Annotated in this window: 25 protein-coding genes; 16 read left to right on the top strand and 9 right to left on the bottom strand. The window is 70.6% G+C overall.

Annotation, left to right across the window (positions count from 1 at the left end; all coding sequences use genetic code 11):
* The first annotated feature begins 61 nt into the window (after positions 1 to 61).
* A complete protein-coding gene (locus tag ACFY5C_RS16285) occupies positions 62 to 1,381 on the top strand; it encodes an MATE family efflux transporter (RefSeq protein WP_389444786.1) in 1,320 nt (439 codons plus the stop codon).
* Here ACFY5C_RS16285 and ACFY5C_RS16280 read toward each other — a convergent pair.
* On the bottom strand, positions 1,342 to 2,577 hold the full coding sequence (locus tag ACFY5C_RS16280; protein WP_389444785.1) for a glycosyltransferase 87 family protein: 1,236 nt from the start codon (positions 2,575 to 2,577) through the stop codon (positions 1,342 to 1,344). The two genes, ACFY5C_RS16285 and ACFY5C_RS16280, sit on opposite strands and share 40 nt — an antisense overlap.
* A 119-nt stretch (positions 2,578 to 2,696) precedes the next feature.
* Here ACFY5C_RS16280 and ACFY5C_RS16275 point away from each other — a divergent pair, with 119 nt between their 5' ends.
* A complete protein-coding gene (locus tag ACFY5C_RS16275) occupies positions 2,697 to 3,839 on the top strand; it encodes a glycosyltransferase family 4 protein (RefSeq protein WP_389444784.1) in 1,143 nt (380 codons plus the stop codon).
* Between the two features lie 78 nt (positions 3,840 to 3,917).
* Here the strand turns inward: ACFY5C_RS16275 and ACFY5C_RS16270 are convergent, their stop codons facing one another.
* Complete coding sequence (locus ACFY5C_RS16270) at positions 3,918 to 5,714, bottom strand: AMP-dependent synthetase/ligase (RefSeq protein ID WP_389444782.1); 1,797 nt, start codon at positions 5,712 to 5,714, stop codon at positions 3,918 to 3,920.
* Between the two features lie 310 nt (positions 5,715 to 6,024).
* On the opposite strand from ACFY5C_RS16270, the gene ACFY5C_RS16265 reads away from it, so the two are divergent.
* From ACFY5C_RS16265 to ACFY5C_RS16240, 6 genes are all read left to right on the top strand, one after another.
* The gene (locus tag ACFY5C_RS16265) at positions 6,025 to 6,822 is read left to right on the top strand and encodes a metallophosphoesterase (RefSeq protein WP_389444781.1); all 798 of its coding nucleotides are present in this window, start codon (positions 6,025 to 6,027) and stop codon (positions 6,820 to 6,822) included.
* A gap of 132 nt (positions 6,823 to 6,954) precedes the next feature.
* Entirely contained in the window at positions 6,955 to 7,395 is a 441-nt protein-coding gene (locus ACFY5C_RS16260; RefSeq protein WP_389444779.1) for an SRPBCC family protein, read from the top strand.
* 148 nt (positions 7,396 to 7,543) lie between these two features.
* Positions 7,544 to 8,719 (top strand): ArsA family ATPase, encoded by a 1,176-nt coding sequence (locus ACFY5C_RS16255; RefSeq protein ID WP_389444777.1) that lies wholly within the window; start codon positions 7,544 to 7,546, stop codon positions 8,717 to 8,719.
* A gap of 57 nt (positions 8,720 to 8,776) precedes the next feature.
* Positions 8,777 to 9,271 (top strand): DUF5304 domain-containing protein, encoded by a 495-nt coding sequence (locus tag ACFY5C_RS16250; protein WP_389444776.1) that lies wholly within the window; start codon positions 8,777 to 8,779, stop codon positions 9,269 to 9,271.
* 138 nt (positions 9,272 to 9,409) lie between these two features.
* Complete coding sequence (locus tag ACFY5C_RS16245) at positions 9,410 to 10,363, top strand: ROK family glucokinase (protein ID WP_369270505.1); 954 nt, start codon at positions 9,410 to 9,412, stop codon at positions 10,361 to 10,363.
* 139 nt (positions 10,364 to 10,502) lie between these two features.
* The gene (locus tag ACFY5C_RS16240; protein ID WP_389444774.1) at positions 10,503 to 11,252 is read left to right on the top strand and encodes an endonuclease/exonuclease/phosphatase family protein; all 750 of its coding nucleotides are present in this window, start codon (positions 10,503 to 10,505) and stop codon (positions 11,250 to 11,252) included.
* Between the two features lies 1 nt (position 11,253).
* Here ACFY5C_RS16240 and ACFY5C_RS16235 read toward each other — a convergent pair whose 3' ends face one another.
* Together ACFY5C_RS16235 and ACFY5C_RS16230 are read right to left on the bottom strand one after the other, a co-directional pair.
* Positions 11,254 to 11,907: a hypothetical protein gene (locus ACFY5C_RS16235; protein WP_389444772.1), complete on the bottom strand. Its 654-nt coding sequence runs from the start codon at positions 11,905 to 11,907 to the stop codon at positions 11,254 to 11,256.
* Complete coding sequence (locus ACFY5C_RS16230) at positions 11,900 to 12,679, bottom strand: alpha/beta hydrolase (RefSeq protein ID WP_389444770.1); 780 nt, start codon at positions 12,677 to 12,679, stop codon at positions 11,900 to 11,902. The genes ACFY5C_RS16235 and ACFY5C_RS16230 overlap by 8 nt, the downstream gene beginning before the upstream one ends.
* Positions 12,680 to 12,886: 207 nt before the next feature.
* Here ACFY5C_RS16230 and ACFY5C_RS16225 point away from each other — a divergent pair, with 207 nt between their 5' ends.
* The 5 genes from ACFY5C_RS16225 (at position 12,887) to ACFY5C_RS16205 (ending at position 17,863) form a co-directional block, all read left to right on the top strand.
* Complete coding sequence (locus tag ACFY5C_RS16225) at positions 12,887 to 13,606, top strand: lysophospholipid acyltransferase family protein (RefSeq protein ID WP_389444768.1); 720 nt, start codon at positions 12,887 to 12,889, stop codon at positions 13,604 to 13,606.
* 34 nt (positions 13,607 to 13,640) lie between these two features.
* Entirely contained in the window at positions 13,641 to 14,879 is a 1,239-nt protein-coding gene (gene macS / locus ACFY5C_RS16220; protein WP_389444767.1) for a MacS family sensor histidine kinase, read from the top strand.
* A complete protein-coding gene (locus ACFY5C_RS16215; RefSeq protein WP_389444766.1) occupies positions 14,876 to 15,577 on the top strand; it encodes a response regulator in 702 nt (233 codons plus the stop codon). The genes macS and ACFY5C_RS16215 overlap by 4 nt, the downstream gene beginning before the upstream one ends.
* A 148-nt stretch (positions 15,578 to 15,725) precedes the next feature.
* Positions 15,726 to 16,754 (top strand): 6-phosphofructokinase, encoded by a 1,029-nt coding sequence (locus tag ACFY5C_RS16210; RefSeq protein ID WP_389444765.1) that lies wholly within the window; start codon positions 15,726 to 15,728, stop codon positions 16,752 to 16,754.
* A 113-nt stretch (positions 16,755 to 16,867) separates the two neighbouring features.
* Positions 16,868 to 17,863, top strand: a complete 996-nt coding sequence (locus ACFY5C_RS16205) for a 2-hydroxyacid dehydrogenase (RefSeq protein ID WP_389444764.1) — start codon at positions 16,868 to 16,870, stop codon at positions 17,861 to 17,863.
* On the opposite strand, the gene ACFY5C_RS16200 is transcribed toward ACFY5C_RS16205, so the two are convergent.
* Both ACFY5C_RS16200 and ACFY5C_RS16195 read right to left on the bottom strand, forming a co-directional pair.
* Positions 17,815 to 19,722, bottom strand: a complete 1,908-nt coding sequence (locus ACFY5C_RS16200; RefSeq protein ID WP_389444762.1) for an anthranilate synthase family protein — start codon at positions 19,720 to 19,722, stop codon at positions 17,815 to 17,817. The two genes, ACFY5C_RS16205 and ACFY5C_RS16200, sit on opposite strands and share 49 nt — an antisense overlap.
* Positions 19,723 to 19,840: 118 nt before the next feature.
* Entirely contained in the window at positions 19,841 to 19,897 is a 57-nt protein-coding gene (locus ACFY5C_RS16195; RefSeq protein WP_071528813.1) for a trp operon leader peptide, read from the bottom strand.
* A gap of 103 nt (positions 19,898 to 20,000) precedes the next feature.
* Here ACFY5C_RS16195 and ACFY5C_RS16190 point away from each other — a divergent pair, with 103 nt between their 5' ends.
* Positions 20,001 to 21,353, top strand: coding sequence for a class II 3-deoxy-7-phosphoheptulonate synthase (locus ACFY5C_RS16190; protein ID WP_389444760.1), 1,353 nt, complete (start codon positions 20,001 to 20,003; stop codon positions 21,351 to 21,353).
* A gap of 119 nt (positions 21,354 to 21,472) precedes the next feature.
* Positions 21,473 to 21,730, top strand: coding sequence for a bacterioferritin-associated ferredoxin (locus ACFY5C_RS16185; RefSeq protein ID WP_389444758.1), 258 nt, complete (start codon positions 21,473 to 21,475; stop codon positions 21,728 to 21,730).
* On the opposite strand, the gene bfr is transcribed toward ACFY5C_RS16185, so the two are convergent.
* The gene (gene bfr, locus ACFY5C_RS16180; RefSeq protein ID WP_328882207.1) at positions 21,727 to 22,203 is read right to left on the bottom strand and encodes a bacterioferritin; all 477 of its coding nucleotides are present in this window, start codon (positions 22,201 to 22,203) and stop codon (positions 21,727 to 21,729) included. The genes ACFY5C_RS16185 and bfr overlap by 4 nt on opposite strands.
* A 176-nt stretch (positions 22,204 to 22,379) precedes the next feature.
* Between bfr and ACFY5C_RS16175 the strand changes: the two genes are divergently transcribed.
* Positions 22,380 to 23,012, top strand: a complete 633-nt coding sequence (locus tag ACFY5C_RS16175) for a sulfite oxidase-like oxidoreductase (RefSeq protein ID WP_389444756.1) — start codon at positions 22,380 to 22,382, stop codon at positions 23,010 to 23,012.
* Between the two features lie 24 nt (positions 23,013 to 23,036).
* On the opposite strand, the gene ACFY5C_RS16170 is transcribed toward ACFY5C_RS16175, so the two are convergent.
* Both ACFY5C_RS16170 and ACFY5C_RS16165 read right to left on the bottom strand, forming a co-directional pair.
* Complete coding sequence (locus tag ACFY5C_RS16170) at positions 23,037 to 23,525, bottom strand: DUF4396 domain-containing protein (RefSeq protein ID WP_389444755.1); 489 nt, start codon at positions 23,523 to 23,525, stop codon at positions 23,037 to 23,039.
* 104 nt (positions 23,526 to 23,629) lie between these two features.
* Entirely contained in the window at positions 23,630 to 24,532 is a 903-nt protein-coding gene (locus ACFY5C_RS16165) for a deoxyribonuclease IV (RefSeq protein ID WP_389444753.1), read from the bottom strand.
* Between the last annotated feature and the right edge of the window lie 14 nt (positions 24,533 to 24,546).

The raw sequence follows: 24,546 nt of genomic DNA, 5'->3' as shown, positions 1-24,546 counted from the left end.
CGCCATGGTACCTCTTATCGAGCTACCTCGAATCGAGGTAACGGATGGAGGGGGCCGGATCGTGAACGCGCACCGCAAGCAGCTCATCTCGCTCGCCCACCCCGTCTACTTCTCGCTCCTCGCCTCGGTCGCCGCCGGAATCATCAACACCGTCTGGGTCTCCCGGCTCGGCGGCCCCGCCGTGGCCGCCGTGGCCGTCGCGACCAACACCGAGAACGTGCTGCTCGGCGTGGCCCTCGTCTTCGGCTCCGGTACGACGGTGCTGGTCGCGCATGCCAGGGGCGCGCGGGATCCGGGGGCGGTGCGGGCCGCGGTGCGCGGGGGATGGGCGGTGTGGGCGCTGATCACGCCGGTGGTCGTGGTGGGCGGTTTTCTGGGGCGGGAGCCGTTGGCGCGGCTGGTGCTCGGCGACGGCTCAGCACTGCCCCTGGCCGTGCGGTACTTCGCGATCTCGTTGCCGGGTGTCGTCGTGTTCTTCGCGCAGACACTGGTCGACGGCATCCTCAAAGGGGCCGGCGACACCAGGACGCCGATGCGGCTCGCGCTCCTCGCAGGCGGGCTGATCCTGGTCTGCGACCCGTTCCTCATCCAGGCCTACGGCGTCCCGGGTGCCGCCGCTTCGACCGTGCTGTGCCGGAGCGTGGCCCTGGCGGTGGGGCTGGTCGCTCTGCGGAGGAACTCGCTGCTGCGTGCGGCCGCCGAGGCACCGCCCGCCGAGCCGGTCGCGAGCGCCGCGCGCCGGACCCTGCGGACCGGGCTGCCCATGTCCGCCGACTTCACCGTGCGGCAGGCGGGCGCGCTGGCGCTGGTCGCGATCGTGGCACGGCTGGGCGTGACGGCGGTGGCCGCGTACTCGATCGCGTACAAGGTCCTGTACGTCGCCACCATGGGCTGTTACGCCGTACGCCAGGCCGCCGCCATCCACACCGCGCACCTGCTCGGCGGCGGTGCGGACGCCCGGTCGGCGATCGGACGGCAGGCGGTGCTGGTCGCGGGGGCCTTCGCGCTCGTGGCGGCCGTGCTGCTGGGCGCGACCGCGCCGTGGATCATGGCCGCCTTCGGCGCCGGTGACGACGTCGCCCGCGCCGGTGTGCTCTTCCTGCGCTGCGTCGGGCCCTATCTGCTCCTGATGGCCTGCTTCATCGCGCTCGGCGGGGTCTTCGAGGGGAGCGGGGAAGCGCCCGCGCTGTTGCGGGTGACCGTGGCCGGTACGGCCGTCCAGCTGCCGCTCGCGTACGGGCTCTCCGGCCTCGGACTGCCGGGAGTGTGCCTGGCACTGGGATCGGCCATGGCGGTGCAGTGTGCCGCGGTCCTGGTGCTGCTCCGGCGGCGCACCCGGCGTCAGGACGGCAGGGACGTTTCCTTGGCGCGGGTGGCCTGAGCCGGTACGGGGGCCGGGGCGGGAGGGGTGACCGTGGAGCGCCAGAGTCCGCGGGCCGCGAGGAGGGTGGCGAGGACCAGCAGGCCGTTGCGGAGGAACAGGAGGGTGACGCCGAGGCCGTCGCTGGCGACGACGTGCGCGAACCACACCGGGAACTCCAGGACCGTCACGAAGCACGCCGCGAGGACCAGGCCGACGGGCAGCCCCATCCGGCTGTCGCGGAAGCACAGGCACACCGCCGCGAGGCCGACCAGCCACACCAGGTACTGAGGACTGATCACCCGGCTGGTCGTCACGAACATCAGCACGGCCACGAAGGCCGCGTCCGCGAGCGTGTGCGGCAGGAACCGTCGTGCCCTCAGCCGCCACAGCAGCAGCCAGCCGAAGGCGAGCCCGCTCAGGACGAGCGCGGCCGTGCTGACGACATCGACGTACGGGCCGAGGAATTCCACCGAGCCGTAGTTCAGCAGCACCTGGCCGTCCCAGCCGTACTGCCGGGCCACGTGGAAGACCAGCGCACCCAGCGACTCCACCTCGGTGCCGCGGTCGCGCTGGAAGGTCAGGAAGGCGAACGCGCCGGGCATGGCGACGGCGAACAGGGCCGCTATGGCGCCTGCGGTCAGCGCGGCGGACAGCCACGCGCCGCGCCTGCGGGCCGCGACCAGCAACAGCACCGGCCAGACCTTCAGCATCGCCCCGAAGGCCGTCAGCGCGCCCATCAGCCGGGGATGCCGGGCGCCCGCCAGCAGCGCGGCCACGGCGACGGCGGTGACCATCACGTCGTAGCGGGCGTACACGGTCGGCCCGAGCAGCGGAACGCCCGCCACCCACACCCAGGCGCCGCCCAGGGTCCGGCCGGGGCGCACGCCCGCGTACAGCACAAGCAGCAGGACGACCAGGTCGGCGGTGAAGGCGAGGACGAAGAACGCAGACGTGTAGTCCAGCCAGAACACCAGGGCGGGGGACAGGACCGGCAGCGCGGCGGCGGGCGGGTACTGCCAGGTGACGTCGTCCAGCGGGAACGTTCCGGTGCGCAGCACCTCGTACCAGCCCTGGTAGATCACCGACACGTCGCTCGTGACGTCCGGGCCGGGGAAGACGTACACCTTGAACACGAAGAGCAGCAGGACCACCCTGGTCAGGCCCCAGATCCCCAGCAGCCACGCCAAGGACCGCCGCGTGCCCGTCGTCTCCACCGGATCCCCTGCCGTTCGCTTCCCGCCTCAGTGAAACATGATGTCCTGTCCACCTGTGCGCAGGCCACACACGTGGCCGGGCCCCGGCTGTGAACAGCGGCTTCGGTAAGGTCGGCGGCGTGCACAAGACCCTGATCGTGACCAACGACTTCCCGCCCCGCCCCGGCGGCATCCAGGCGTTCCTGCACAACATGGCGCTGCGGCTCGACCCGGAGCGGCTGGTCGTGTACGCCTCCACCTGGAAGCGCGGCCGCGAGGGCGTCGAGGCCACCGCCGCCTTCGACGCCGACCAGCCCTTCACGGTCGTACGGGACCGTACGACGATGCTGCTGCCGACGCCGGCGGCGACCCGGCGCGCGGTCGGGCTGCTGCGCGAGCACGGCTGCACGTCGGTGTGGTTCGGGGCGGCGGCGCCGCTCGGCCTGATGGCACCGGCGCTGCGCAGGGCGGGCGCCGAACGGCTGGTGGCCACGACCCACGGGCACGAGGCGGGCTGGGCACAGCTGCCCGCGGCCCGGCAGCTGCTGCGCCGGATCGGGGAGTCGACGGACACGATCACGTACCTGGGCCAGTACACGCGCTCGCGGATCGCGACCGCGCTGACGCCGGACGCGGCCTCGCGGATGGTGCAGCTGCCGCCGGGCGTCGACGAGAAGACCTTCCATCCCGGGTCGGGCGGCGACGAGGTCCGCGCGCGGCTGGGGCTGACGGACCGGCCGGTGGTCGTGTGCGTGTCCCGGCTGGTGCGGCGCAAGGGGCAGGACACCCTGATCCTGGCCATGCCCCGCATCCTGGCCGCCGAGCCGGACGCCGTACTGCTGATCGTCGGGGGCGGCCCGTACGACAAGGACCTCCGCAAGCTGGCTCACGACACAGGCGTCGCGGACTCTGTTCACTTCACCGGTCCCGTGCCGTGGTCCGAACTGCCCGCCCACTACGGCGCCGGCGACGTCTTCGCCATGCCGTGCCGGACCCGCCGGGGCGGCCTGGACGTCGAGGGTCTCGGCATCGTCTACCTGGAGGCCTCGGCGACGGGACTGCCGGTGGTCGCGGGGGACTCGGGCGGTGCCCCGGACGCGGTGCTGGACGGCGAGACGGGGTGGGTGGTGCGGGGCGGCTCCCCGGAGGAGGCCGCCGACCGCATCAGCACACTCCTGGGCGACGCCGAACTGCGCCGGCGGATGGGCGAGCGGGGCCGGGAGTGGGTCGAGGAGCGCTGGCGCTGGGACCTGCTGGCGGAGAAGCTGCAAACGCTGCTGTAGTGCAACGCCCCCGGGGGCACGGACGATGGCGCGGGTCCTCGTGGAGGACACCGCGCCATGAGCCTGCCTGCCGGGCGGCTACTTCTGGTAGATCGCCTCGATCTCGTCCGCGTAGTCCTTCGCCACGACGTTGCGCTTCAGCTTCAGCGACGGCGTCAGGTGGCCCGAGTCCTCCGTGAACTGGGCGGGCAGAATGCGGAACTTCCGCACCGATTCCGCCTTCGACACCGCGGCGTTGCCGTCGTCGATCGCCGACTGGATCGCGGCCAGCAGGTCGGGGTCCTCGTGCAGCGACGTCGGGGTGGAACCCGCCGGCTTGCCGTGGTCCGCGCACCAGCGGTCCAGGAACTCCTCGTCGATGGTGACCAGCGCGCCCACGAACGGCCGCCCGTCGCCGACCACCATGCACTCCGCGACCAGCGCGTGCGCGCGGATACGGTCCTCGATCACGGCCGGGGCGACGTTCTTGCCGCCCGCGGTGACGATGATCTCCTTCTTGCGGCCGGTGATCCTGAGGTAGCCGTCCTCGTCGAGGGTGCCGATGTCACCGGTGTGGAACCAGCCGTCGGCCAGCGCCTCCTCGGTCGCGCCCGGGTTGTTCCAGTACTCCTTGAACAGGTGCTCGCCGTGCAGCAGCACCTCCCCGTCGTCCGCGATCCGCACGACCGAGCCCGGCAGCGGCTGGCCGACCGTGCCGATCTTCTGGCGGTCCCAGGGGTTGAAGGCGGTGGCTGCGCAGGACTCGGTCAGGCCGTAGCCCTCCAGGACCGTGAAGCCGATGCCGCGGAAGAAGTGCCCGAGCCGCTCGCCCAGCGGGGCGCCGCCGGAGATGGCGTACTCGCCCCGGCCGCCGAGCACCGCGCGCAGCTTGCTGTAGACCAGCTTGTCGAAGACCTTGTGCTTGATCTTCAGGCCGACGGCCGGACCGGACGGGGTGTCCAGCGCCTTGCTGTAGGCGATCGCCGTGTCCGCAGCCTTGTCGAAGATCTTGCCCTTGCCGTCCGCCTGAGCCTTGGCGCGCGCGGAGTTGTAGACCTTCTCGAAGACGCGCGGGACGCCGAGGATCAGCGTCGGCCGGAACGAGGCCAGCTCGTCGGTGAGGTTCTTGATGTCCGGGACGGTGCCCAGCTTGATCGGCGCCATCATCGGCGCGACCTGTACCAGGCGGCCGAAGACGTGTGCGAGCGGGAGGAAGAGCAGGACCGAGCACTCGCCGGTGCGGAACAGGGGCCGCAGGCGCTCGACGATGTTGCCGCACTCGGCGAAGAAGCTGCGGTGGGTGAGGACACAGCCCTTGGGGCGGCCCGTCGTGCCGGACGTGTACACGATCGTCGCCGGGTCGTCGGCCTTCGCGAGCGAACTGCGCTCCTCGACCGTCGCGTCGCTGATGTCCTGCCCGAGCCGGCCCAGCTCCTCGACGCCACCGCCCTCGATCTGCCAGACGTGCTTGAGGGCGGGCAGGTGATCGCGCACCGACTCGACGGCGGCCAAGTGGCCGTCCAGCTCGACGACGCAGGCGGTGGCGCCCGAGTCGGACAGGATCCACTGGACCTGCTCCGGCGAGCTGGTCTCGTACACCGGCACGGTGACCGCGCCCGCCGACCAGATCGCGAAGTCGAGCAGGGTCCACTCGTAGCGGGTACGGGACATCAGGCCCACGCGGTCGCCCGGCTGGACCCCGGCGGCGATGAGGCCCTTCGCGGCCGTGCGCACCTCGGCGAGGAAGGCGGTGGCCGACACGTCCTGCCAGGCACCGCCCACCTTGCGGGCGATGACGGCGACGTCCGGGTGCTGCGCGGCGTTTCTGCGGACGATGTCGGTCAGATTGCCGTCCGCAGGGACCTCGTACAAAGCCGGAAGGCTGAACTCGCGCAAGACTGCTGCTCCTCATAGGGCGCCGGCGCCACGACGTTGTGTGATGCGACGGTGCGGTCCAAGGCTCGGGCAGGTACTCAGGGATTCACAAGTTGAAATCCTGAGCACGACTGGACCGACCGGACGTTACCCGCCGGTATGGCTTCTTCGACAGGGGGTCCCGACGAGATGTTCGCTGCGTCACACGATGGGTGCTGCACGGATGGGTGCTTCTGCGCGCACAGTAGTCGAGCCGTCTGACGACTGGCCAGTAACCGTGGGTCCCGCCGCCACTGTTCACGTTTGCCGCACACGCCTACCCTTGATCGCCATGGCACCGACACCGACCGGAAACCGCCGGACCCGCGTTCACGTGGTCAGCGACGTGCACGGCAACGCCCGTGACCTGGCCAAAGCCGGCGAGGGCGCGGACGCCCTGATCTGCCTCGGCGACCTGGTGTTGTTCCTCGACTACGCCGACCACTCGCGCGGCATCTTCCCCGACCTGTTCGGCGCGCGGAACGCCGACCGCATCGTGGAGCTGCGCACCGCCCGGCGCTTCGAGGAGGCCCGCGAGTTCGGGGCGCGGCTGTGGGCCGGGATCGGCTCGGACCGCGGTGCCGTGATCGAGAAAGCGGTGCGCAAGCAGTACGCCGAGATGTTCGCGGCCTTCCCGACGCCGACGTACGCCACGTACGGCAATGTCGACATGCCGCCCCTGTGGCCGGAGTACGCCGGGCCGGGCACGACCGTGCTGGACGGGGAGCGGGTGGAGATCGGGGGCTGGACCTTCGGGTTCGTGGGCGGGGGCCTGCGGACTCCGATGCGGACGCCCTACGAGATCAGCGACGAGGAGTACGCCGCGAAGGTCGAGGCCGTGGGGGAGGTGGACGTGCTGTGCACACACATTCCGCCGGAGGTCCCCGAGCTGGTGTACGACACAGTCGCGCGGCGCTTCGAGCGGGGGAGCAGGGCGCTGCTGGAGGCGATTCGCCGCACGCGTCCCCGTTACTCCCTCTTCGGGCACGTCCATCAACCGCTGGTGCGGCGGATGCGGATCGGAGCGACCGAGTGCGTGAACGTGGGGCACTTCGCCGGGACGGGGAAGCCGTGGGCGCTGGAATGGTGAGTGGTCCACCGGGTTCCGGTCAGGGTCGCAGGTGGGGGTGAAGTCGGCTGGTCGGGCGCGCGGTAGCCTTCACGCTGCGCATGCGTGCGCACCACGACTTCTTACCGGCCCGCATCTGGAGGAGCCACGGCGATGGCGGAACACACCAGCTCGAGCATCACGATCGAGGCGGCACCGGCCGATGTCATGGGGGTGATCGCCGACTTCGCCCGCTACCCGGACTGGACCGGTGAGGTGAAGGAGGCGGAGGTCCTCAAGACCGACGACCAGGGCCGCGCCGAGCAGGTCCGGCTCGTCATGGACGCCGGGGCGATCAAGGACGACCAGGTGCTGGGGTACACCTGGACCGGCGCGAACGAGGTGTCCTGGACGCTGGTGAAGTCCCAGATGCTGCGGTCGCTGGACGGCTCGTACCTGCTGAAGCCGGCGGGGGCGGGGTCGACCGAGGTCACCTACCAGCTGACCGTGGACGTCAAGATCCCGATGCTGGGGATGATCAAGCGCAAGGCCGAGAAGGTCATCATCGACCGGGCGCTGGCGGGGCTGAAGAAGCGGGTGGAGTCGGGCAAGTAGGCAGCGGCCTCGTCCTCGGGCGCGGCCTCGTCCTCGGCCGCCGGACGGGCTGGATTGCCTGGACCGGCGCCACATGGGTAGTCGGTGTGGTCAGGCCTCAGCTGCGGGCCGGCGGCCTTCATCCCCACGTCCGTTACGGTTCACCCCCATGCGCACCATCCTGATCACGGGCCCCGGCGGCAGCGGTCGTACCACCGTCGCCGCCGCCACCGCGCTCGCCGCCGCCCGCGAGGGCACCCGGACCCTCGTTCTCGGCGGCGACCGCACCGACACCCTCGGTGCCGCTCTCGGCGTGCCGACCGGCGCGAAGCCGACGCAGGTCAGCGAGACCCTCACTGCCTGGCGCCCCGACGCGGCGCTGAGCTTCCGGGACGACCTGGCCGCCTTCCAGGAACGTGCCTCCGCAGCCCTCGACCTGCTCGGCGCCTCCCGCCTGGACCCGGAAGAGGTCACCCCGCTCCCCGGTGCCGAGGAGCTCGCGCTATTGCGGGCGCTGCGGGACGCCGCCCTCGCCGAGCGCCACGAGCTGCTCGTCGTGGACCTGCCCGCCACTCCGCAGGCCCTCGCCCTGCTCTCGCTCCCCGAGGAGCTGCGCCGCTACCTGCGCCGGCTGATCCCGTCCGAACGGCAGGCGGCCCGCGCGCTGCGGCCCGTCCTGGGGCGGCTGGCCGGAGTTCCGATGCCCGCGGAGTGGCTGTACGAGACCGCCGCCCGCTGGGACGTCGAGCTTGCCGCAGTGGAGTCCGTGGTCGACGACCGCGAAACCGTCGTACGGCTGGTGGCCGAACCCGGCCCGGCGGGCGCCGACGCCGTGCGCGCCGCCACTCTCGCCCTCGCCCTGCGCGGCCTGCGCCCCGACCTGCTGATCGCCAACCGCGTCCTGCCGGAGGCGGAGGCCACGGCGGGCAGCTGGCTCACCGGCCCCGTCACCCAGCAGCGCAAGGTCCTGGAGGAGTGGCAGCAGGACCATGACGTCCATGGCATCGGCCACCTCGGACGGGATCCCCGGGGCTCCGACGACCTCGCCGCGCTCGCCGTGCCCGCCGTCAACACGACGTCGTCCACCGTGGAGTGGACAGTCGTCGACCGGCTGGCCGAGGACGGCGTCCTCGTCTGGCACATCCCCCTGCCCGGCGCCGTGCGCGACGAACTCGACCTCGTCCGGCGCGGCGACGAACTCGTCCTCACCGCAGGACAGTTCCGGCGTATCGTGCCCCTGCCGTCCGCCCTGCGCCGCTGCGGTGTGGACGGGGCCGGGCTGCGCGACGGCGAACTGCGGATCCGGTTCGCGCCGGATCCGGATCTGTGGCCGAGGACCCGGTGAAGCAGGTACGGCCGTTCGGGTAACGTCGGAGAGACGAACCGTAGTCAGGAGTCCGTCATGAGCGAAGAGCTCCCCCCGTCCGGCGCCGAGGAGCACGAGGCGATCGACGAGGTACGGGCGACCGACGCCGACGCCTGGGCCACGGCGTGCGCCGAGGACCTCGCGGAGGAGAAGGCCCGCCGCCGTGGCCAGTACGGCCCGCCCCCGGGCTCGGCCGCCGAGGAACTGCGCAAGCTCGTCGACGCCGTCGCGGACAAGCTCTCGACCCTCCAGTCCCCGTTGCTCGGCGCGGTCGCCGGACCCGCCGCCCAGCAGGTGGTCAAGCAGGTCGTGGAGCAGGCCAAGGCCGCCGTCGAGCCCGTCATCGAGCGGAACCCCGATGTCTTCGACCACCTGGCCGCGGCCGGCGGCGAACTCCTCGCCGCCTACCGCTCCGCGGTCCAGGCCCAGGAACAGCGCTGGACCACCCGGGAGACGGGTGGGCACGATCTGGACGAGCGTCCCGACCGAGGCGACGAGGCCGGTCCCGGCGAGCGCATCGACCTGGACTGATTCCCCGGTCGACGGATGCGCCGAGCCCGCGGTCAGGGCCTCGGCCGGTCCCGTCCGCCGGGCGGACGACCGGGACTGCGACGACAGGGGCTCGGGTACGGTTGGCCGTAGCGGGGCTCGACCGAAACTGAGGGATTCATGGGACTCACCATCGGCGTCGACATCGGCGGCACGAAGATCGCGGCCGGCGTGGTCGACGAGGAAGGCAACATCCTCTCGACCCACAAGGTGCCGACCCCGGGCACGCCCGAGGGCATCGTGGACGCCATCGCCTCCGCGGTGGAGGGCGCGCGCGCCGGGCACGAGATCGTCGGCGTGGGTATCGGTGCGGCCGGATACGTCAATCGTCAGCGCTCCGAGGTCTACTTCGCCCCCAACATCGACTGGCGCAACGAGCCGCTCAAGGAGAAGGTCGAGGCCCGCGTCGGCCTCCCGGTCGTAGTCGAGAACGACGCCAACGCGGCCGCGTGGGGCGAGTACAAGTTCGGCGCCGGCAAGGGCCACCGCAACGTCATCTGCATCACCCTGGGCACCGGCCTCGGCGGCGGCATCATCATCGGCAACAAGCTGCGCCGCGGCCACTACGGCGTGGCCGCCGAGTTCGGCCACATCCGCATGGTGCCGGACGGCCTGCTCTGCGGCTGCGGCAGCCAGGGCTGCTGGGAGCAGTACGCCTCCGGCCGCGCCCTCGTCCGGTACGCCAAGCAGCGTGCCAATGCCACCCCCGAGAGCGCCGAGATCCTGCTCGGCATGGGCGACGGCAGCCCCGAGGGCATCGAGGGCAAGCACATCTCCATGGCCGCCCGCCAGGGGGACCCGGTCGCCGTCGACTCCTACCGCGAGCTCGCCCGCTGGGCCGGCGCCGGCCTCGCCGACCTGGCCTCCCTCTTCGACCCGTCCGCCTTCATCGTCGGCGGCGGTCTCTCGGACGAGGGCGAACTGGTCCTCGACCCCATCCGCAAGTCGTACAAGCGCTGGCTCGTCGGCGGCAACTGGCGTCCGGTGGCCGACGTCATCGCCGCTCAGCTCGGCAACAAGGCGGGCCTGGTGGGCGCGGCGGACCTGGCCCGGGAGCCCGACCCGATCATGTAAAGGGCCGGTGGGTCCAACTCTCCTGGGGCGCGGGGCGGTATCAACATGCGGCTCCGCCGCGTGGGCGCGACCAGCCACGTACGACCGGCTGTCGCCCATCAACCTCGCGCCCCGAGCCGTCGGGCGTAAATTGATCCACATGGAGCTGCTGCCCAACTCCCACACAGAGCCCGACGGTTCCGCCCTCATCCGCGTACTCAGCTACAACATCCGCTCGATGCGCGACGACACGGACGCCCTCGCCCGTGTCATCACCGCCTGCGCCCCCGACCTCGTCCTCATCCAGGAAGCCCCCCGCTTCTTCCGCTGGCGCAAGAAACTCTCCCGCCTGGCCCGCGCGGCGAACCTCGTCGTCCTCACGGGCGGCGCCACGGCCGCGGGCCCGGCGATCCTGTGCAGTCTGCGCGCCACGGTGGAGCGGACCGAGGACGTACTGCTCCCGCTCACCCCCGGACTGCACAGACGCGGCTTCGCCACGGCAGTGGTCCGCTTCGGCGGCGCCCGTCTCGGCGTGCTCTGCTGTCACCTCTCCCTGCAGAAGGACGAGCGCTACGAACAGGGCGCCATGCTGCTCGACCGTCTCGCCGGCATGGGCGTCGAGCACGCCGTCGCGGGCGGCGACCTGAACGAACGCCCCGGCGGCCCCACCTTCCGCCGCCTGGCCGACGGCCTCCAGGACTGCTGGGCCACCGGCCCCTGGGGCAGCGAGTACACCTCGACCCCGGCCGACCCCCACCAACGCATCGACGCGATCTTCGCGACCAAGGGCGTCGAAGTGGTCGGATGCGGAGTGCCGATCGGCCATCCCGGGATCACGCAGACGGACCTGAGGGCGGCCACGGACCACCTTCCGGTCCTGGCCGCCCTCAGAGTTCCGGCAGCTCAGTAGGTCAGACGACCGCGCCCCGGCCCGGATCGTCGTCGTCCTCGTCGTCCGTCTTCATCCGCATCACCAGCGTGGCGAACCCGCCCAGGAACCCGCCGACGCCCAGGGTGGCCAGCCACCACGTCATGTCCCAGTTGAGCAGGACGGCGAGCAGCAGCAGGACCGGCCCGCCGATCACCGCGAGCCAGGCGAACTTCGCGGTCGGGTCGGCGGCGGGCAGGGGCGGCGGCTCCGGTGGGACGAAGTGGCCCTCGTCGTCGGCGTCGAAGTCCTCCTCGGCCGGCTCGGGCACGCTGTAGTCGCGCGGGCCGACGCCGGGGGCGAAGGAGATCGAGCTGCCGAGGGGCTTGGCGGGCTCGGCCGGATTCTCGTCCTTGGGCTCGTCGGTCTGCTTGACCTTGGCGCCCTTGTCGCCCTGCCCGGCCTGCGGCTCCTCGTCCCTCCTGCCGCCCGTCCCGTCGTTGGTCTCGGGCTCCAGCAAGGCCAGGTCCTCCACGGACTTGAAGGGCTTCGAGCCGGGCGGGTCCGGCGGCTCGTCGCCGTACCCGGCGACGATCGCGGCCCAGGCGGCGTCCTCGTCGAACGGGACGTGCTGCTCTTCCGGCTCGCGATCGTCGCGGTCCTCGCGCCTTTCGCGGTCGGAGTCGTGCTCAGCCACGTGGGGTCGTCCTTCCCTTGCCGACGCCGGTTGCGAGCCGGCTGATGAAGCCGAGGCTCTCCTCGAAGATCCGGTTCGCGTCATGGTCCAACGTCGCCACGTGATAACTCTGTTCCAGCACGACCTCCGTTACGTCCGTCGACGACACCCTGCTCAGGATGCGGGCCGAGTCCGCCGGCGGCACGGTGTGGTCCTGGGCGCTGCGCAGCAGCAGCAGCGGCTGCGTGACCTGCGGCAGCTCGCCGTCGACCAGGCGGAAGAAGGTGCGCAGCGAGTGGGCCGCGTGCAGCGGCACCCGGTCGTACCCGATCTCGACGCCGCCCTCGTCGGCGATGTCACTGACGATTCCCGGAGCCGTGCGGACGAAGTGGCGGGACACCGGCAGGGTGTACGCGAACAGCCCGTGCACCTTGTTCGCCGGGTTCACGACCAGCACGCCGGCGACGTCCTCCCCGTGCTTCGCGGCCAGCCGCAGGGCCAGGGCGCCGCCCATGGACAGGCCGGCCACGAAGACCCGAGTGCAGTGCTCGCGCAGGCTGCGCAGCTCGCGGTCCACCTCGGCGTACCAGTCCTGCCAGCCGGTGAGCTGCATGTCCTCCCAGCGGGTGCCGTGCCCCGGCAGCAGCGGCAGGGAGACGGTGAGCCCGTGCTCGGCGAGATACTCCGCCCAGGGGCGCAGCGACTGGGGGGAACCGGTGAAGCCGTGGCAGAGCAGAACCCCTACCTCCCCGCCCGCACGGCGGTAGGGCTCGGCTCCAGGAAGGACCGGCACCTTACGGTCTCCTGTTCGTGAGAAGGACGACATGGACGAGAGGAACCACAACGACCCACGCGGCGGAGCCGCAAGTCGATACATCCAGGTGTGCTTCACCGTACGCGACCGCACTGACACCGACCAGGGTCGTCGGAGGCATTGGGAGTGCTCCGGGTTAAGGTCTGAGCGACAGACACAGGAGGCACTCGGTTGTTGTACGGCGCGATGAAGGTGACCATCGGGGGACCGCTGAAGGTCGCCTTCAGGCCCTGGGTGGAAGGCCTGGAGAACATTCCCGCCGAGGGCCCCGCGATCCTCGCGAGCAATCACCTGTCCTTCTCGGACTCGTTCTTCCTGCCCGCGGTCCTCGACCGCAAGGTGACCTTCATCGCGAAGGCCGAGTACTTCACCACGCCGGGCGTCAAGGGCCGGCTGACCGCCGCGTTCTTCAAAGGCGTCGGCCAGCTGCCCGTGGACCGCTCCGGAGGGCGCGGGGCGGGCGAGGCGGCCATCAAGAGCGGCGTGGACGTCCTCGGGCGCGGTGAGCTGTTCGGTATCTATCCCGAGGGCACTCGCTCGCCCGACGGCCGGCTCTACCGGGGCAAGCCGGGTGGCCTCGCGCGCGTGGCGCTCGCCAGCGGAGCCCCGGTCATCCCGGTCGCCATGATCGACACGGAGAAGATCCAGCCGCCCGGCAAGGTCATGCCCAAGCTCATGCGGCCGGGCATCCGGATCGGCAGGCCGTTGGACTTCGGCCGCTACCAGGGCATGGAGCACGACCGCTTCGTCCTGCGCGCGCTGACCGACGAGGTCATGTACGAGATCATGAAGCTCTCCGGCCAGGAGTACGTCGACATGTACGCGACCGCCGCCAAGCGGCAGATCGCGGAGGCGGCGAAGGCCGAGAAGGAACAGGCGCGGAAGAAGAAGGAACTGTCCGAATAGAGTCGGCCGCACACTGAGCCGAGGGGTGGGGGGCATGGCCAAGCGCGAGCGGGTCATGAGGATGTCGGTCGAGCAGCCGCTGTGGCGTGCGCTCACCGGGTACCGGGTGCTGACCCTGGTATACGCGATCGGCCTCTTCGTCAGCGCATACGACGAGGTCACCCGCCCCTGGGTGGCCATCGCCTACTTCGCCGTACTGACGGTCTGGACGCTGGCCACCCTGCCCCGCGTCGCGAACGCCGCGAGCTGCACCAGGCGCTTCCTCGCCGTGGACCTCACCATCGCCCTCGCCGGCATCCTGCTCACCCGGCTCGCGGAGTCGCCCGAGCGGATCGACGCCGGGGCTCCGACCCTGCCGTCGATATGGACGGCGGGCGCCGTGCTGGCGTTCGCCATCAAGGGCGGCTGGCGCTGGGCCGCCTTCGCCTCCACGCTGGTCGCCGCCGCCAACCTGGTCCACCGCTCCGGCGTACCGACCCGCGACACCGTCCACATGGTGCTGCTCGTCTGGATCGCGTCCATCGCCATCGGCTACGTCGTCGAGGTCGCCCGGGCCTCCGAGCGCACCCTCGCCCGGGCCCTGGAGATCGAGGCGGCGACGCGGGAGCGGGAGCGGCTCGCCCGGGACATCCACGACAGCGTGCTTCAGGTGCTGGCGATGGTGCAGCGCCGCGGTGCCGTCATCGGCGGCGAGGCGGCCGAGCTGGGCCGGATGGCGGGCGAGCAGGAGGTCGCGCTGCGCACGCTGGTCTCGGGCGGCCTGGTGCCCGTGTCCCGGGTGTCGGAGGACGCCGCCGACGGGGCGGTCGTACGGGCCGTCGAGGAGCCGGACGACGCCACCGCTCCCACCGGTCCGGTCGATCTGCGGGTGCTGCTCGCCCCGTACGCCGGCGCCAGGGTCAGCTTCGCCGAGCCGGGCGCACCCGTGTCCCTGACCCCGGCCGCGGCACGGGAGCTGACCGCGGCCGTCGGGGCCGCCCTGGACAATGTCCGCCGGCACGCGGGGGAGGACGCGCGTGCGTGGATCCTCGTCGAGGACGAGCCCGACGAGGTGATCGTCACCGTCCGGGACGACGGCCCCGGCATCCCCGAGGGCCGGCTCGCCCAGGCCGAGGGCGAGGGGCGGCTCGGCGTGGCCCTGTCGATCCGGGGCCGGTTGCGGGACCTCGGCGGCACCGCCGAGCTGATCTCGGTGCCGGGGCAGGGCACCGAAGTGGAACTGAAAGTACCGAAGGCCGGCAGCGCCTCACGGGGGAAGGCGGAGCAGCGATGACGGACACCGCGAGCGGACCGGACGCACAGCAGGGCACGATCAGGGTCATGGTGGTCGACGACCACCCCATGTGGCGCGACGCGGTGGCCCGGGACCTGGCCGAGTCCGGCTTCGACGTGGTCGCCACCGCAGGCGACGGCGACCAGGCCGTACGCCGCGCCAAGGCCGCCGGCCCCGACGTCCTGGTGCTCGACCTCAACCTGCCCGCCAAGCCCGGCGTCCAGGTCTGCAAGGAACTCGTCGGCCACAACCCGGCGCTGCGCGTCCTGGTCCTGTCCGCGAGCGGCGAGCACGCCGACGTCCTGGAGGCCGTGAAGTCCGGCGCGACCGGGTATCTGCTGAAGTCCGCCTCCACGGAGGAGTTGCTGGACGCGGTGCGCCGGACCGCGGTCGGGGACCCGGTGTTCACGCCGGGCCTGGCCGGGCTGGTCCTCGGCGAGTACCGCCGCCTCGCCTCCGAGCCGGCGCCGGCCGCGCCCGACGCCGACCAGCCCGGAGCCCCGCAGCTCACCGAGCGCGAGACCGAGGTGCTGCGGCTCGTCGCCAAGGGTCTGAGCTACAAGCAGATCGCCGAACGCCTGGTCATCTCCCACCGCACGGTGCAGAACCACGTCCAGAACACCCTCGGCAAGCTCCAGTTGCACAACCGGGTGGAGCTGGTCCGATACGCGATCGAGCGCGGCCTCGACGACGAGTGATCCGGCGATCCGCTGACCCGATGAACGACCCGGTGCGTAAACCAACCGCCTGACACTTCACCGGAATTGCCCTTCCCGCCCATCCCTGTGTGACCTGTATCACCATTAGCGTGGCCTCATCAGGTAACCGCGGCGAAGGGACATTTCCATGCGGGTCGGAGTACTGACCGGAGGCGGCGACTGCCCCGGTCTCAACGCCGTCATCCGGGCCGTCGTCCGCAAGGGCGTACAGGAGTACGGATACGACTTCGTCGGCTTCCGGGACGGCTGGCGAGGTCCGCTCGAGAACGACACCGTCCGTCTCGACATCCCCGCCGTGCGCGGCATCCTGCCCCGCGGCGGCACCATCCTCGGCTCCTCGCGCACCAATCCGCTGAAGCAGGAGGACGGCATCCGCCGTATCAAGGAGAACCTCGCCAAGCAGGAGGTCGAGGCGCTCATCGTCATCGGCGGCGAGGACACCCTGGGCGTCGCCACACAGCTGTCCGACGAATACGGCGTGCCCTGCGTCGGCGTGCCGAAGACGATCGACAACGACCTGTCCGCCACCGACTACACCTTCGGCTTCGACACCGCGGTCGGCATCGCCACCGAGGCGATCGACCGGCTGCACACCACAGCCGAGTCCCACATGCGTGTCCTCGTCTGCGAGGTGATGGGCCGTCACGCCGGCTGGATCGCCATCCACTCCGGGCTGGCCGGCGGGGCCAACGTGATCCTCATCCCCGAGCAGCGCTTCGACGTCGACAAGGTCTGCGCCTGGATCACCTCGCGCTTCAAGGCGTCGTACGCCCCCATCGTGGTCGTCGCCGAGGGTGCCATGCCGAAGGACGGCGACATGGTGCTGAAGGACCAGTCGCTGGACTCCTTCGGGCATGTCCGGCTGTCCGGCGTCGGCGAGTGGCTGGCCAAGGAGATCGAGCGGCGGACGGGCAAGGAGGCCCGTACGACGGTCCTCGGGCACATCCAGCGCGGCGGCACTCCCAGCGCCTTCGACCGCTGGCTCGCCACCCGGTTCGGGCTGCACGCCATCGAGGCGGTCCGCGACGGCGACTTCGGCAAGATGGTGGCCCTGCGCGGCACCGACATCGTCCGCGTTCCGATCGCGGACGCCACGGCCAAGCTGAAGACGGTGGATCCGAAGCTGTACGACGAGGTCGGCGTCTTCTTCGGCTGACCGGCCTGCGCCGGCGGTGTTCCGGCGGCCGCGTTCCGGCGGCTGTTCTCCGCCCGGCGGCGTGGGGTTGTGGGCCGTATATTCGGCCCATAGCCCCACGAAAGGGAGCCGTCTTGGAGATCATGGCCTTCGGTGTGCAGGCCGACGAGAAGCCCCTGATCGAGCAGGCTTTCCGGGGCCACTACGAGGTCCGCTGCCTGGACGTCTTCCTCAACGCGGACACCGCCCCCATCGCCACCGGCCACGAGGTCGTCTGCACCAGCGTCAACTGCGACCTCGGCGAACGCGTCCTGGGGACCCTCGCGGCCGGCGGGACCCGGATGGTCGCCCAGCGCTCCACCGGCTTCAACAACATCGACCTCAAGGTCGCCAAGCGTCTCGGCATGACGGTCGCGCGGGTCTCGTACTACTCGCCCCACGCCGTGGCCGAGTTCGCCTGGACGCTCGCCATGGCGGTCAACCGCCGTATCGTCCGCGCCTCCACGCGCACACGTGACTTCGACTTCCGCCTCGACGGCCTGATGGGCCGCGACATGCACGGCCGCACCGCCGGCGTCCTCGGCACCGGAAAGATCGGCGAGGCGTTCACGCGGATCGCCCACGGCTTCGGCATGCAGCTCCTCGGCTGGGACGTCGCCGAGAACCCCACCTGTATGCAGCTCGGCATGCGCTACGTCCCCAAGGACCAGCTCCTCGCCGAGTCCGACCTGGTCAGCCTGCACGTCCCGCTGATGCCGGAGACCCGGCACCTGATCGACGCGGACGCCCTCAAGGCGATGAAGGACGACGCGATCCTGGTCAACTCCAGCCGCGGCGGACTCATCGACACCGCGGCCCTCGTCGCCGAGCTGCGCGAGGGCCGCTTCACGGGCGTCGGCCTCGATGTGTACGAGGCGGAGGCCGGGCTGTTCTTCCTCGACAAGTCCCTCCAGGCGATCGAGGACGACACCCTGGCCCGCCTCGTCACCTTCCCGAACGTCCTGGTCACCTCCCACCAGGCGTACTACACCCAGGACGCCGTCGGCCAGATCGTCGACACCACCCTGAAAAACGTCCTCGACTACACGGCGGGCCGCCGCTCCGAGAACGTGCTGGTCCCGCGCAGCTGACCCACCAGCTCCCGGACGACGGCGGCGCCGTTCAGTGTCAGGACCGACTCCGGGTGGAACTGCACGCCGGCGACTGCATTCATTGGCGCGCCTCCGGCACGACCCGGCCCGCGCACCGCGTGCACCTCCCCGTTGCCGGCCCGGCTGACCTCCACGCCGTGCGCGGCGAGCTTCTGGAGGGCCTCGTCGTCGCAACGCGCCACGAAGCTGTTGTAGAAACCGACCGTCTCCGGTCGGCCGAACAGCTCGATCGTCGTCTGCGCACCCTGGTACGGCACGTCCTTGCGTACGATCTCCAGCCCCAGCTCGGCCGCGATCAGCTCGTGCCCGAGGCAGACGCCGAGCACACCGTGCCGATGCTTGCGGATGACCTGGCCGGTCAGCTCCCGCAGGAACCGCATCTTGGGGTCGGCGAGATCCGAGGGGTCCCCCGGGCCGGGGCCGAGCACGACCGGCCCCTCGTGCGCGAGCACCGCCTCGCGCAGACCGGGCTCGTCGTAGCGCCGCACGGTCACCTCCAGGCCGCTCGACCGCAGCACGTGCGCGAGCATCGCCGTGAAGGTGTCCTCCCCGTCGACGACCAGGGCGTGTCCGCTCAGCTCGGCGGACGGCTCCTGCATCCGCAGCCAGAAGGGCGCGAGCGACGCCCGGCGCCCGTCCAGCGCGGCACGCACGCGCGGGTCGTCGGCGAGGCGGGGCCGTACGGACTCCTCGCGCGGCCTTCCCGGCCGTACGCCCAGGGCCGCCAGCACACCCGCCGCCTTCGCGTGGGTCTCCGCGACCTCGCTCGCCGGGTCAGACCCCCGTACGAGCGTGGCACCGACCGGCACCCGCAGCCCACCGTCCGCGTCGATGTCGGCGGTGCGGATCAGGATGGGGGAGTCGAGGGTCTGGGCGCCGCCGGAGTCCTGGCCGAGCAGGGCCAGCGCCCCGGCGTAGTACCCGCGCCCGCCGACCTCGTGGCGCTCGATGACCCGGCAGGCGTTCTGCACGGGCGAGCCGGTGACGGTGGCCGCGAACATGGTCTCCCTGAGGACCTCCCGCACATCCAGCGAGGACTTCCCGCGCAGCTCGTACTCGGTGTGCGCGAGGTGCGCCATCTCCTTCAGCCGGGGCCCGACGACCACGCCGCCCATGTCGCCGACGGTGCACATCATCTTGAGCTCCTCGTCGACGACCATCGACAGCTCCTCGATCTCCTTGCCGTCGGCGAGGAATTCCAGCAGATGCCCGGGTGTCGGCCCCTCGGCGGGATAGCGGTACGTCCCGCTGATCGGATTCATGATCACCGTCCCGCCGGACATCCGCACGTGCACCTCCGGGCTCGCCCCCACCAGCGTGCGCTCCCCGGTGTGGACGACGAAGGTCCAGTACGCGCCGCGCTCGCCCTCCAGCAGCCGGCGGAACAGCGCGAGCGCGTCGGCGCGTGCGAACCCCGGGATCTGCCCCTCGTACGTCCGCCGGATCACGAAGTTCGCGCCCTCGCCCTGCCCGATCTCCTCGCGCAGCACCTGACCGACGATCTCGCCGTACTCCTCGTCACCCACGTCGAAACCGCCGCCCTCGACCCGCACGTCGTGCGCCGGGAGCTGCGCCAGGGCGTCGGCGAGCGGGATCTCGTACGTCTCCTCGGGGATCAGCACCGCCAGCGGCGTGCCGTCGTCACGGACGTCGAAGCCGCGCTCGCGGATCTGCCGGAAGGGGACCAGTGCCAGGCCCTCGGCGGGGAGGTCGGCCAGTCTGTCGTAGGTGCTGACCGGGCCGATCATGACCTCGACGGTCTCGTGATCGTGGCCCGGGGTGCGGCGGCGCAGCAGGGCGAACGGGCGGGGGTCGTCCGGCAAGCCGAGCAGGTTCATGGGTCCGTGCTCCTTCTCCGTGGATCAGCTGATCAGTGGATTCGGTGGAGAGGAACGACCCGGAAAACGCCGAAGGCCGCCCCTCGGGCGGCCTTCGCGAAGTCTGTCGTACGCGCAGTCAGTGGGCCGCCGGATGAGCGGTCCACCACCAGTTCTGGGTCGAGTGCGCGAACATGCGAGGCACCTTATCCCATGTCGGGTGTCCGAGTCGTGTACCCCGTGTCTCAATTGCTGGGCATGGGGCAGGACGCCCGACACGACCCCGTAGTGTTGAGGTCGTGACCGTGAACGCTAAGACCAGCACGAGCGCTGGCAACACCTGGCGAAACCTGCCCGCGGCGCAGCAGCCCGAGTACCCCGACACCGAGGCTCTGCGCGCAGTCGTTGCGGACCTCGAGTCGTATCCGCCGCTCGTCTTCGCGGGCGAGTGCGATCAGCTGCGCGCCCGGATGGCGGCCGTCGCCAAGGGAGAGGCGTTCCTCCTCCAGGGTGGCGACTGCGCCGAGGCCTTCGACGCGGTGTCCGCCGACCAGATCCGCAACAAGCTCAAGACCCTGCTCCAGATGGGCGCCGTGCTGACGTACGCCGCGTCCGTCCCCGTGGTGAAGGTCGGCCGCATCGCCGGCCAGTACTCCAAGCCGCGCTCCAAGGGCACCGAGACCCGTGACGGCGTGACCCTGCCGACGTACCGCGGCGACTCGGTCAACGGCTTCGACTTCAACGAGGCCGCCCGCGTCCCGGACCCCGAGCGCCTGAAGCGGATGTACAACGCGTCCGCCTCCACGCTCAACCTGGTGCGCGCCTTCACCACCGGCGGTTACGCCGACCTGCGCCAGGTGCACGCCTGGAACCAGGACTTCGTGAAGTCGTCCCCGTCCGGCCAGCGCTACGAGCAGCTCGCCCGCGAGATCGACCAGGCGCTGAACTTCATGCACGCCTGCGGGGCCGACCCGGAGGAGTTCAAGACGGTCGAGTTCTACTCCTCGCACGAGGCGCTGCTGCTCGACTACGAGTCCGCGCTCACCCGCGTCGACTCGCGCACCGGGCAGCTGTACGACGTCTCCGCGCACATGGTGTGGGTCGGTGAGCGCACCCGGCAGCTGGACCACGCGCACATCGAGTTCGCCTCCAAGATCCGCAACCCGATCGGCATCAAGCTCGGCCCGACCACGACGGCCGAGGAGGCGCTGCAGTACATCGAGCGCCTGGACCCCGAGCGTGAGCCGGGCCGGCTGACCTTCATCGTCCGGATGGGCGCCGACAAGGTCCGCGACAAGCTCCCCGAGCTGGTCGAGAAGGTCACCGCCTCGGGCGCCACCGTGGCCTGGGTGACCGACCCGATGCACGGCAACACCTTCGAGGCGGCCTCCGGTCACAAGACCCGCCGCTTCGATGACGTGCTCGACGAGGTCAAGGGCTTCTTCGAGGTCCACAAGGCCCTCGGCACCCACCCGGGCGGCATCCACGTGGAGCTCACCGGCGACGACGTCACCGAGTGCGTGGGCGGTGGCGACGAGATCTTCGTCGACGACCTGCACCAGCGCTACGAGACGGCCTGCGACCCGCGGCTCAACCGCAGCCAGTCGCTTGACCTGGCCTTCCTCGTCGCGGAGATGTACAGGGACCAGTAGCCGGTTCGGTTGTTACATGCAAAGGGGTGGGGCGCGGATCACATACGATCCGCGCCCCACCCCACTTTTATGGCTCCTGTGTGACGGGTAAGGTTAGGTTAGCCTCACCGATCAAGGGGATGGCGCATCGATCCCGCCGGGAGGTGAACCGCGTGTACGTCTGCAGCTGTTTCGGCATCACCGAGCAACAGGTCAAGAAGCACGCGGAGGGCGGTGCCTGCACCCCTCGCCAGATAGCTTCGGCCTGCAAGGCCGGCACGGACTGCGGGTCGTGTGTACGTCGTATCCAGGCGCTCCTGGGCAGGGGTGCCTGCCCTCGCCGGGACCTGGCCGACCGGGGTGAGCCGCTGCTCGCCGATCTTGAGGACGCGGCCTAGCTCGGCTGCTCGATCTGCTGCGCGAGGTACAGCGCCTCGCCGAGCTTCTCGATGAGCTCCAGCTGCGTGTCCAGGTAGTCGATGTGGTGCTCCTCGTCCTCGAGGATCGACTCGAAGATGTTCGCGGACGTGATGTCGCCCTTGGTGCGCATCACCTCGATGCCGCGCTTGAGGCGGTCGATCGCCTCGACCTCCACCTGGCGGTCGGCCTGGAACATCTCGGTGACCGTCTGGCCGACCCGCACGTGGAACAGCCGCTGGTAGTTGGGAAGGCCGTCCAGCATGAGGATGCGCTCGGTGAGCTTGTCCGCGTGCTTCATCTCATCGATGGACTCTTCACGCGTGTACTTGGCGAGCTTGGTCCAGCCTTTGTTGTCCTGGATCCGGTAGTGCAGCCAGTACTGGTTGATCGCCGTGAGCTCGCCGGTCAGCTGCTCGTTGAGGAATTCGAGGACCTCGGGGTCGCCCTGCATCGCAGAGGCTCCTTCCACGCGTGGTAACTGGCGGGTTGCGCCGCATGATTCCACCGCTGACGAAGATCGTCCAGTAAGTCTTCACTTAGTAAGTAAGTGCATGCTTAGTCCAGTTTGCGGTGGATTGTGCAGGGGTGTGGTCAGGTGCACTGCCCCCGGTCTGTCAGGATGGAGTCATGGGTCAGCCGGCAGAGCGCGAAGGTGGAGCAGCAGCACACGCCGAGCTTCCGCCGGGACAGCGAGTGCAGCGCGGCTGGCCGGTCACGCACTACGGCCCGGTCCCCAAGTTCCGGCCCGAACGCTGGGAGTTCAGGGTGTTCGGGGCCACAGCCGACGGCGAGAAGCACTGCTGGAACCATGAGGAGTTCACGGCTCTGCCGTACAAGACCGTCGTCGCCGATCTGCACTGCGTCACGAAGTTCAGCATGCTCGGCGCGGAGTGGGGCGGCATTCCGGCCCGTACGATCCTGGAGATCGCCCCGCCGGCGCCGGCCGTCACGCATGTGATGGTGTGGGCCGAGTACGGCTTCAGCTCCAACCTCCGCCTCGCCGACTTCGCCTCGGACCTCGCGATCTTCGCGACCCACAAGGACGGCGAACTGCTCACCGCGGAGCACGGATTCCCCCTCCGTCTGGTCGTCCCCCATCTGTACGCCTGGAAAGGGCCCAAGTGGGTCCGGGGTGTGGAGTACATGACCGCCGACCGGCGCGGTTTCTGGGAGGAGCGCGGGTACCACAACCTCGGGGACCCGTGGAAGGAGCAGCGGTACTCGTACCAGGAGGAGCCGGGGGACGGGCCTGAGCTGTGACCTTCGGTGGTCGTACCGGGGTCGTCAGTGGTGGTACTGGTGCACCACGGCATGCCCCTTGCCGCGGCCGATCATCCACTTGTTGACCGGGGTCGTCAGGACGAAGGCGACGGTCAGCGCGATCGCCAGCACCCACCAGAACAGCGGGTCGGTGAGCTCGGCATCCATGGCGCCCGGCCACAGCACGATCACGCCGTTGTCGACCAGCTCCATCACGGCGATGGACAGGGTGTCCGCGGCCAGCGCCACCTTGAGTGCGGCGCGCAGGTCGACGCCCGCCTTCAGCACCCCGCGCAGGGTGAGGGCGTAGCCGAAGAAGAAGGCCAGGACGATCGCCAGGACCAGGGTCGGCACGTTGCCCCAGCCGAGCGCGGTCCCGATCACCATGCCCAGCACCTCGCCGATGGCGCAGCCGGTGAGGCAGTGCAGGGTGGCCCGGACGGCCATCGCCCAACTGCTGGTCGCGGCCACCTCGGGGTGGTGCGTGTGTGCCGCGTGCGCTTCGTGCTGCATGAGTGCCCCCAATGCCAGGTTACGGTTCCTGCACCGAGCAAGAACCGTATACCCCCCAGGGGTATTCCCAACCGTATTCCCAACCCCTGGGTCACCTGTCGGGGTCACGCGTCTCGCAGCTTTTTCAGCCGCTCGACGTCCGCCGCGTGCCCTTCCTTTCCGCCAGGTGTCTCGATGATCAGCGGCACGCCCTCGGTGGCCGGGTGCGTCATCAGCGCCCGGAACGGGTCCTCGCCGATGTGACCTGCGCCGATGTTCTCGTGCCGGTCCTTGTGGGCGCCCACGACGTCCTTGGAGTCATTGGCGTGGATCAGCTTCAGGCGGCCCTCGCCGACGGTTGCCACCAGCAGGTCGAGCGTCTGGTGCATGCCGGACGGACCCGTCAGGTCGTGGCCGGCGGCGAAGATGTGGCAGGTGTCCAGGCACACGCCCAGCTTCGGATGGGCGTCCAGCGCCTCGAAGTACGGCCCGAAGTCCCAGGTTCGCGAGCAGAGTGAGGAGCCCTGTCCGGCGGTGGACTCCAGCAGCAGGAACGGGTCGTCGTCGTGCGTCAACTCGTCGAGGAGCGGCAGCATGTGCTCGCGTACCTGCTTCAGGGCAACGGTCCGCTCCCGGCCGCCGGTCGCACTGCCCGTGTGCACGACCACACCCAGCGCGCCGATCTCCCGCCCGCGCCGTAGCGAGTGCCGCAGCGACTCCACCGACTTCTCGACCGTCGCCTCGGTGTGCGAGCCGAAGTTGATCAGGTACGGCGCGTGCACATACGCCGGGATCGACTCGGCCTCGCACACCGCGCGGAACTCCTCGTCCTGGCGCGGGTTCCCGGCGGGCGTGGCCCAGCCACGCGGGTTGGCGACGAAGACCTGGACCGTCTCGGCCTTGAGGTCGTGTGCGTAGGTGAGCCCGACGGAACTGAGACCACCGGCCACGGGGACATGGCCCCCGATGGGGTTGCGGGACGGGGCGGCGCGGGCGGGTTCCGGGGTGGTGGACTGCTGGATCTTCACCCGTTCAGGGTGTC

This window comes from Streptomyces sp. NPDC012935 (genome assembly GCF_042900345.1).
Taxonomy (GTDB): domain Bacteria; phylum Actinomycetota; class Actinomycetes; order Streptomycetales; family Streptomycetaceae; genus Streptomyces.
The sequence above is the reverse complement of the archived record's forward strand: the minus strand, read 5'-3'. Positions and strand labels throughout refer to the sequence as shown.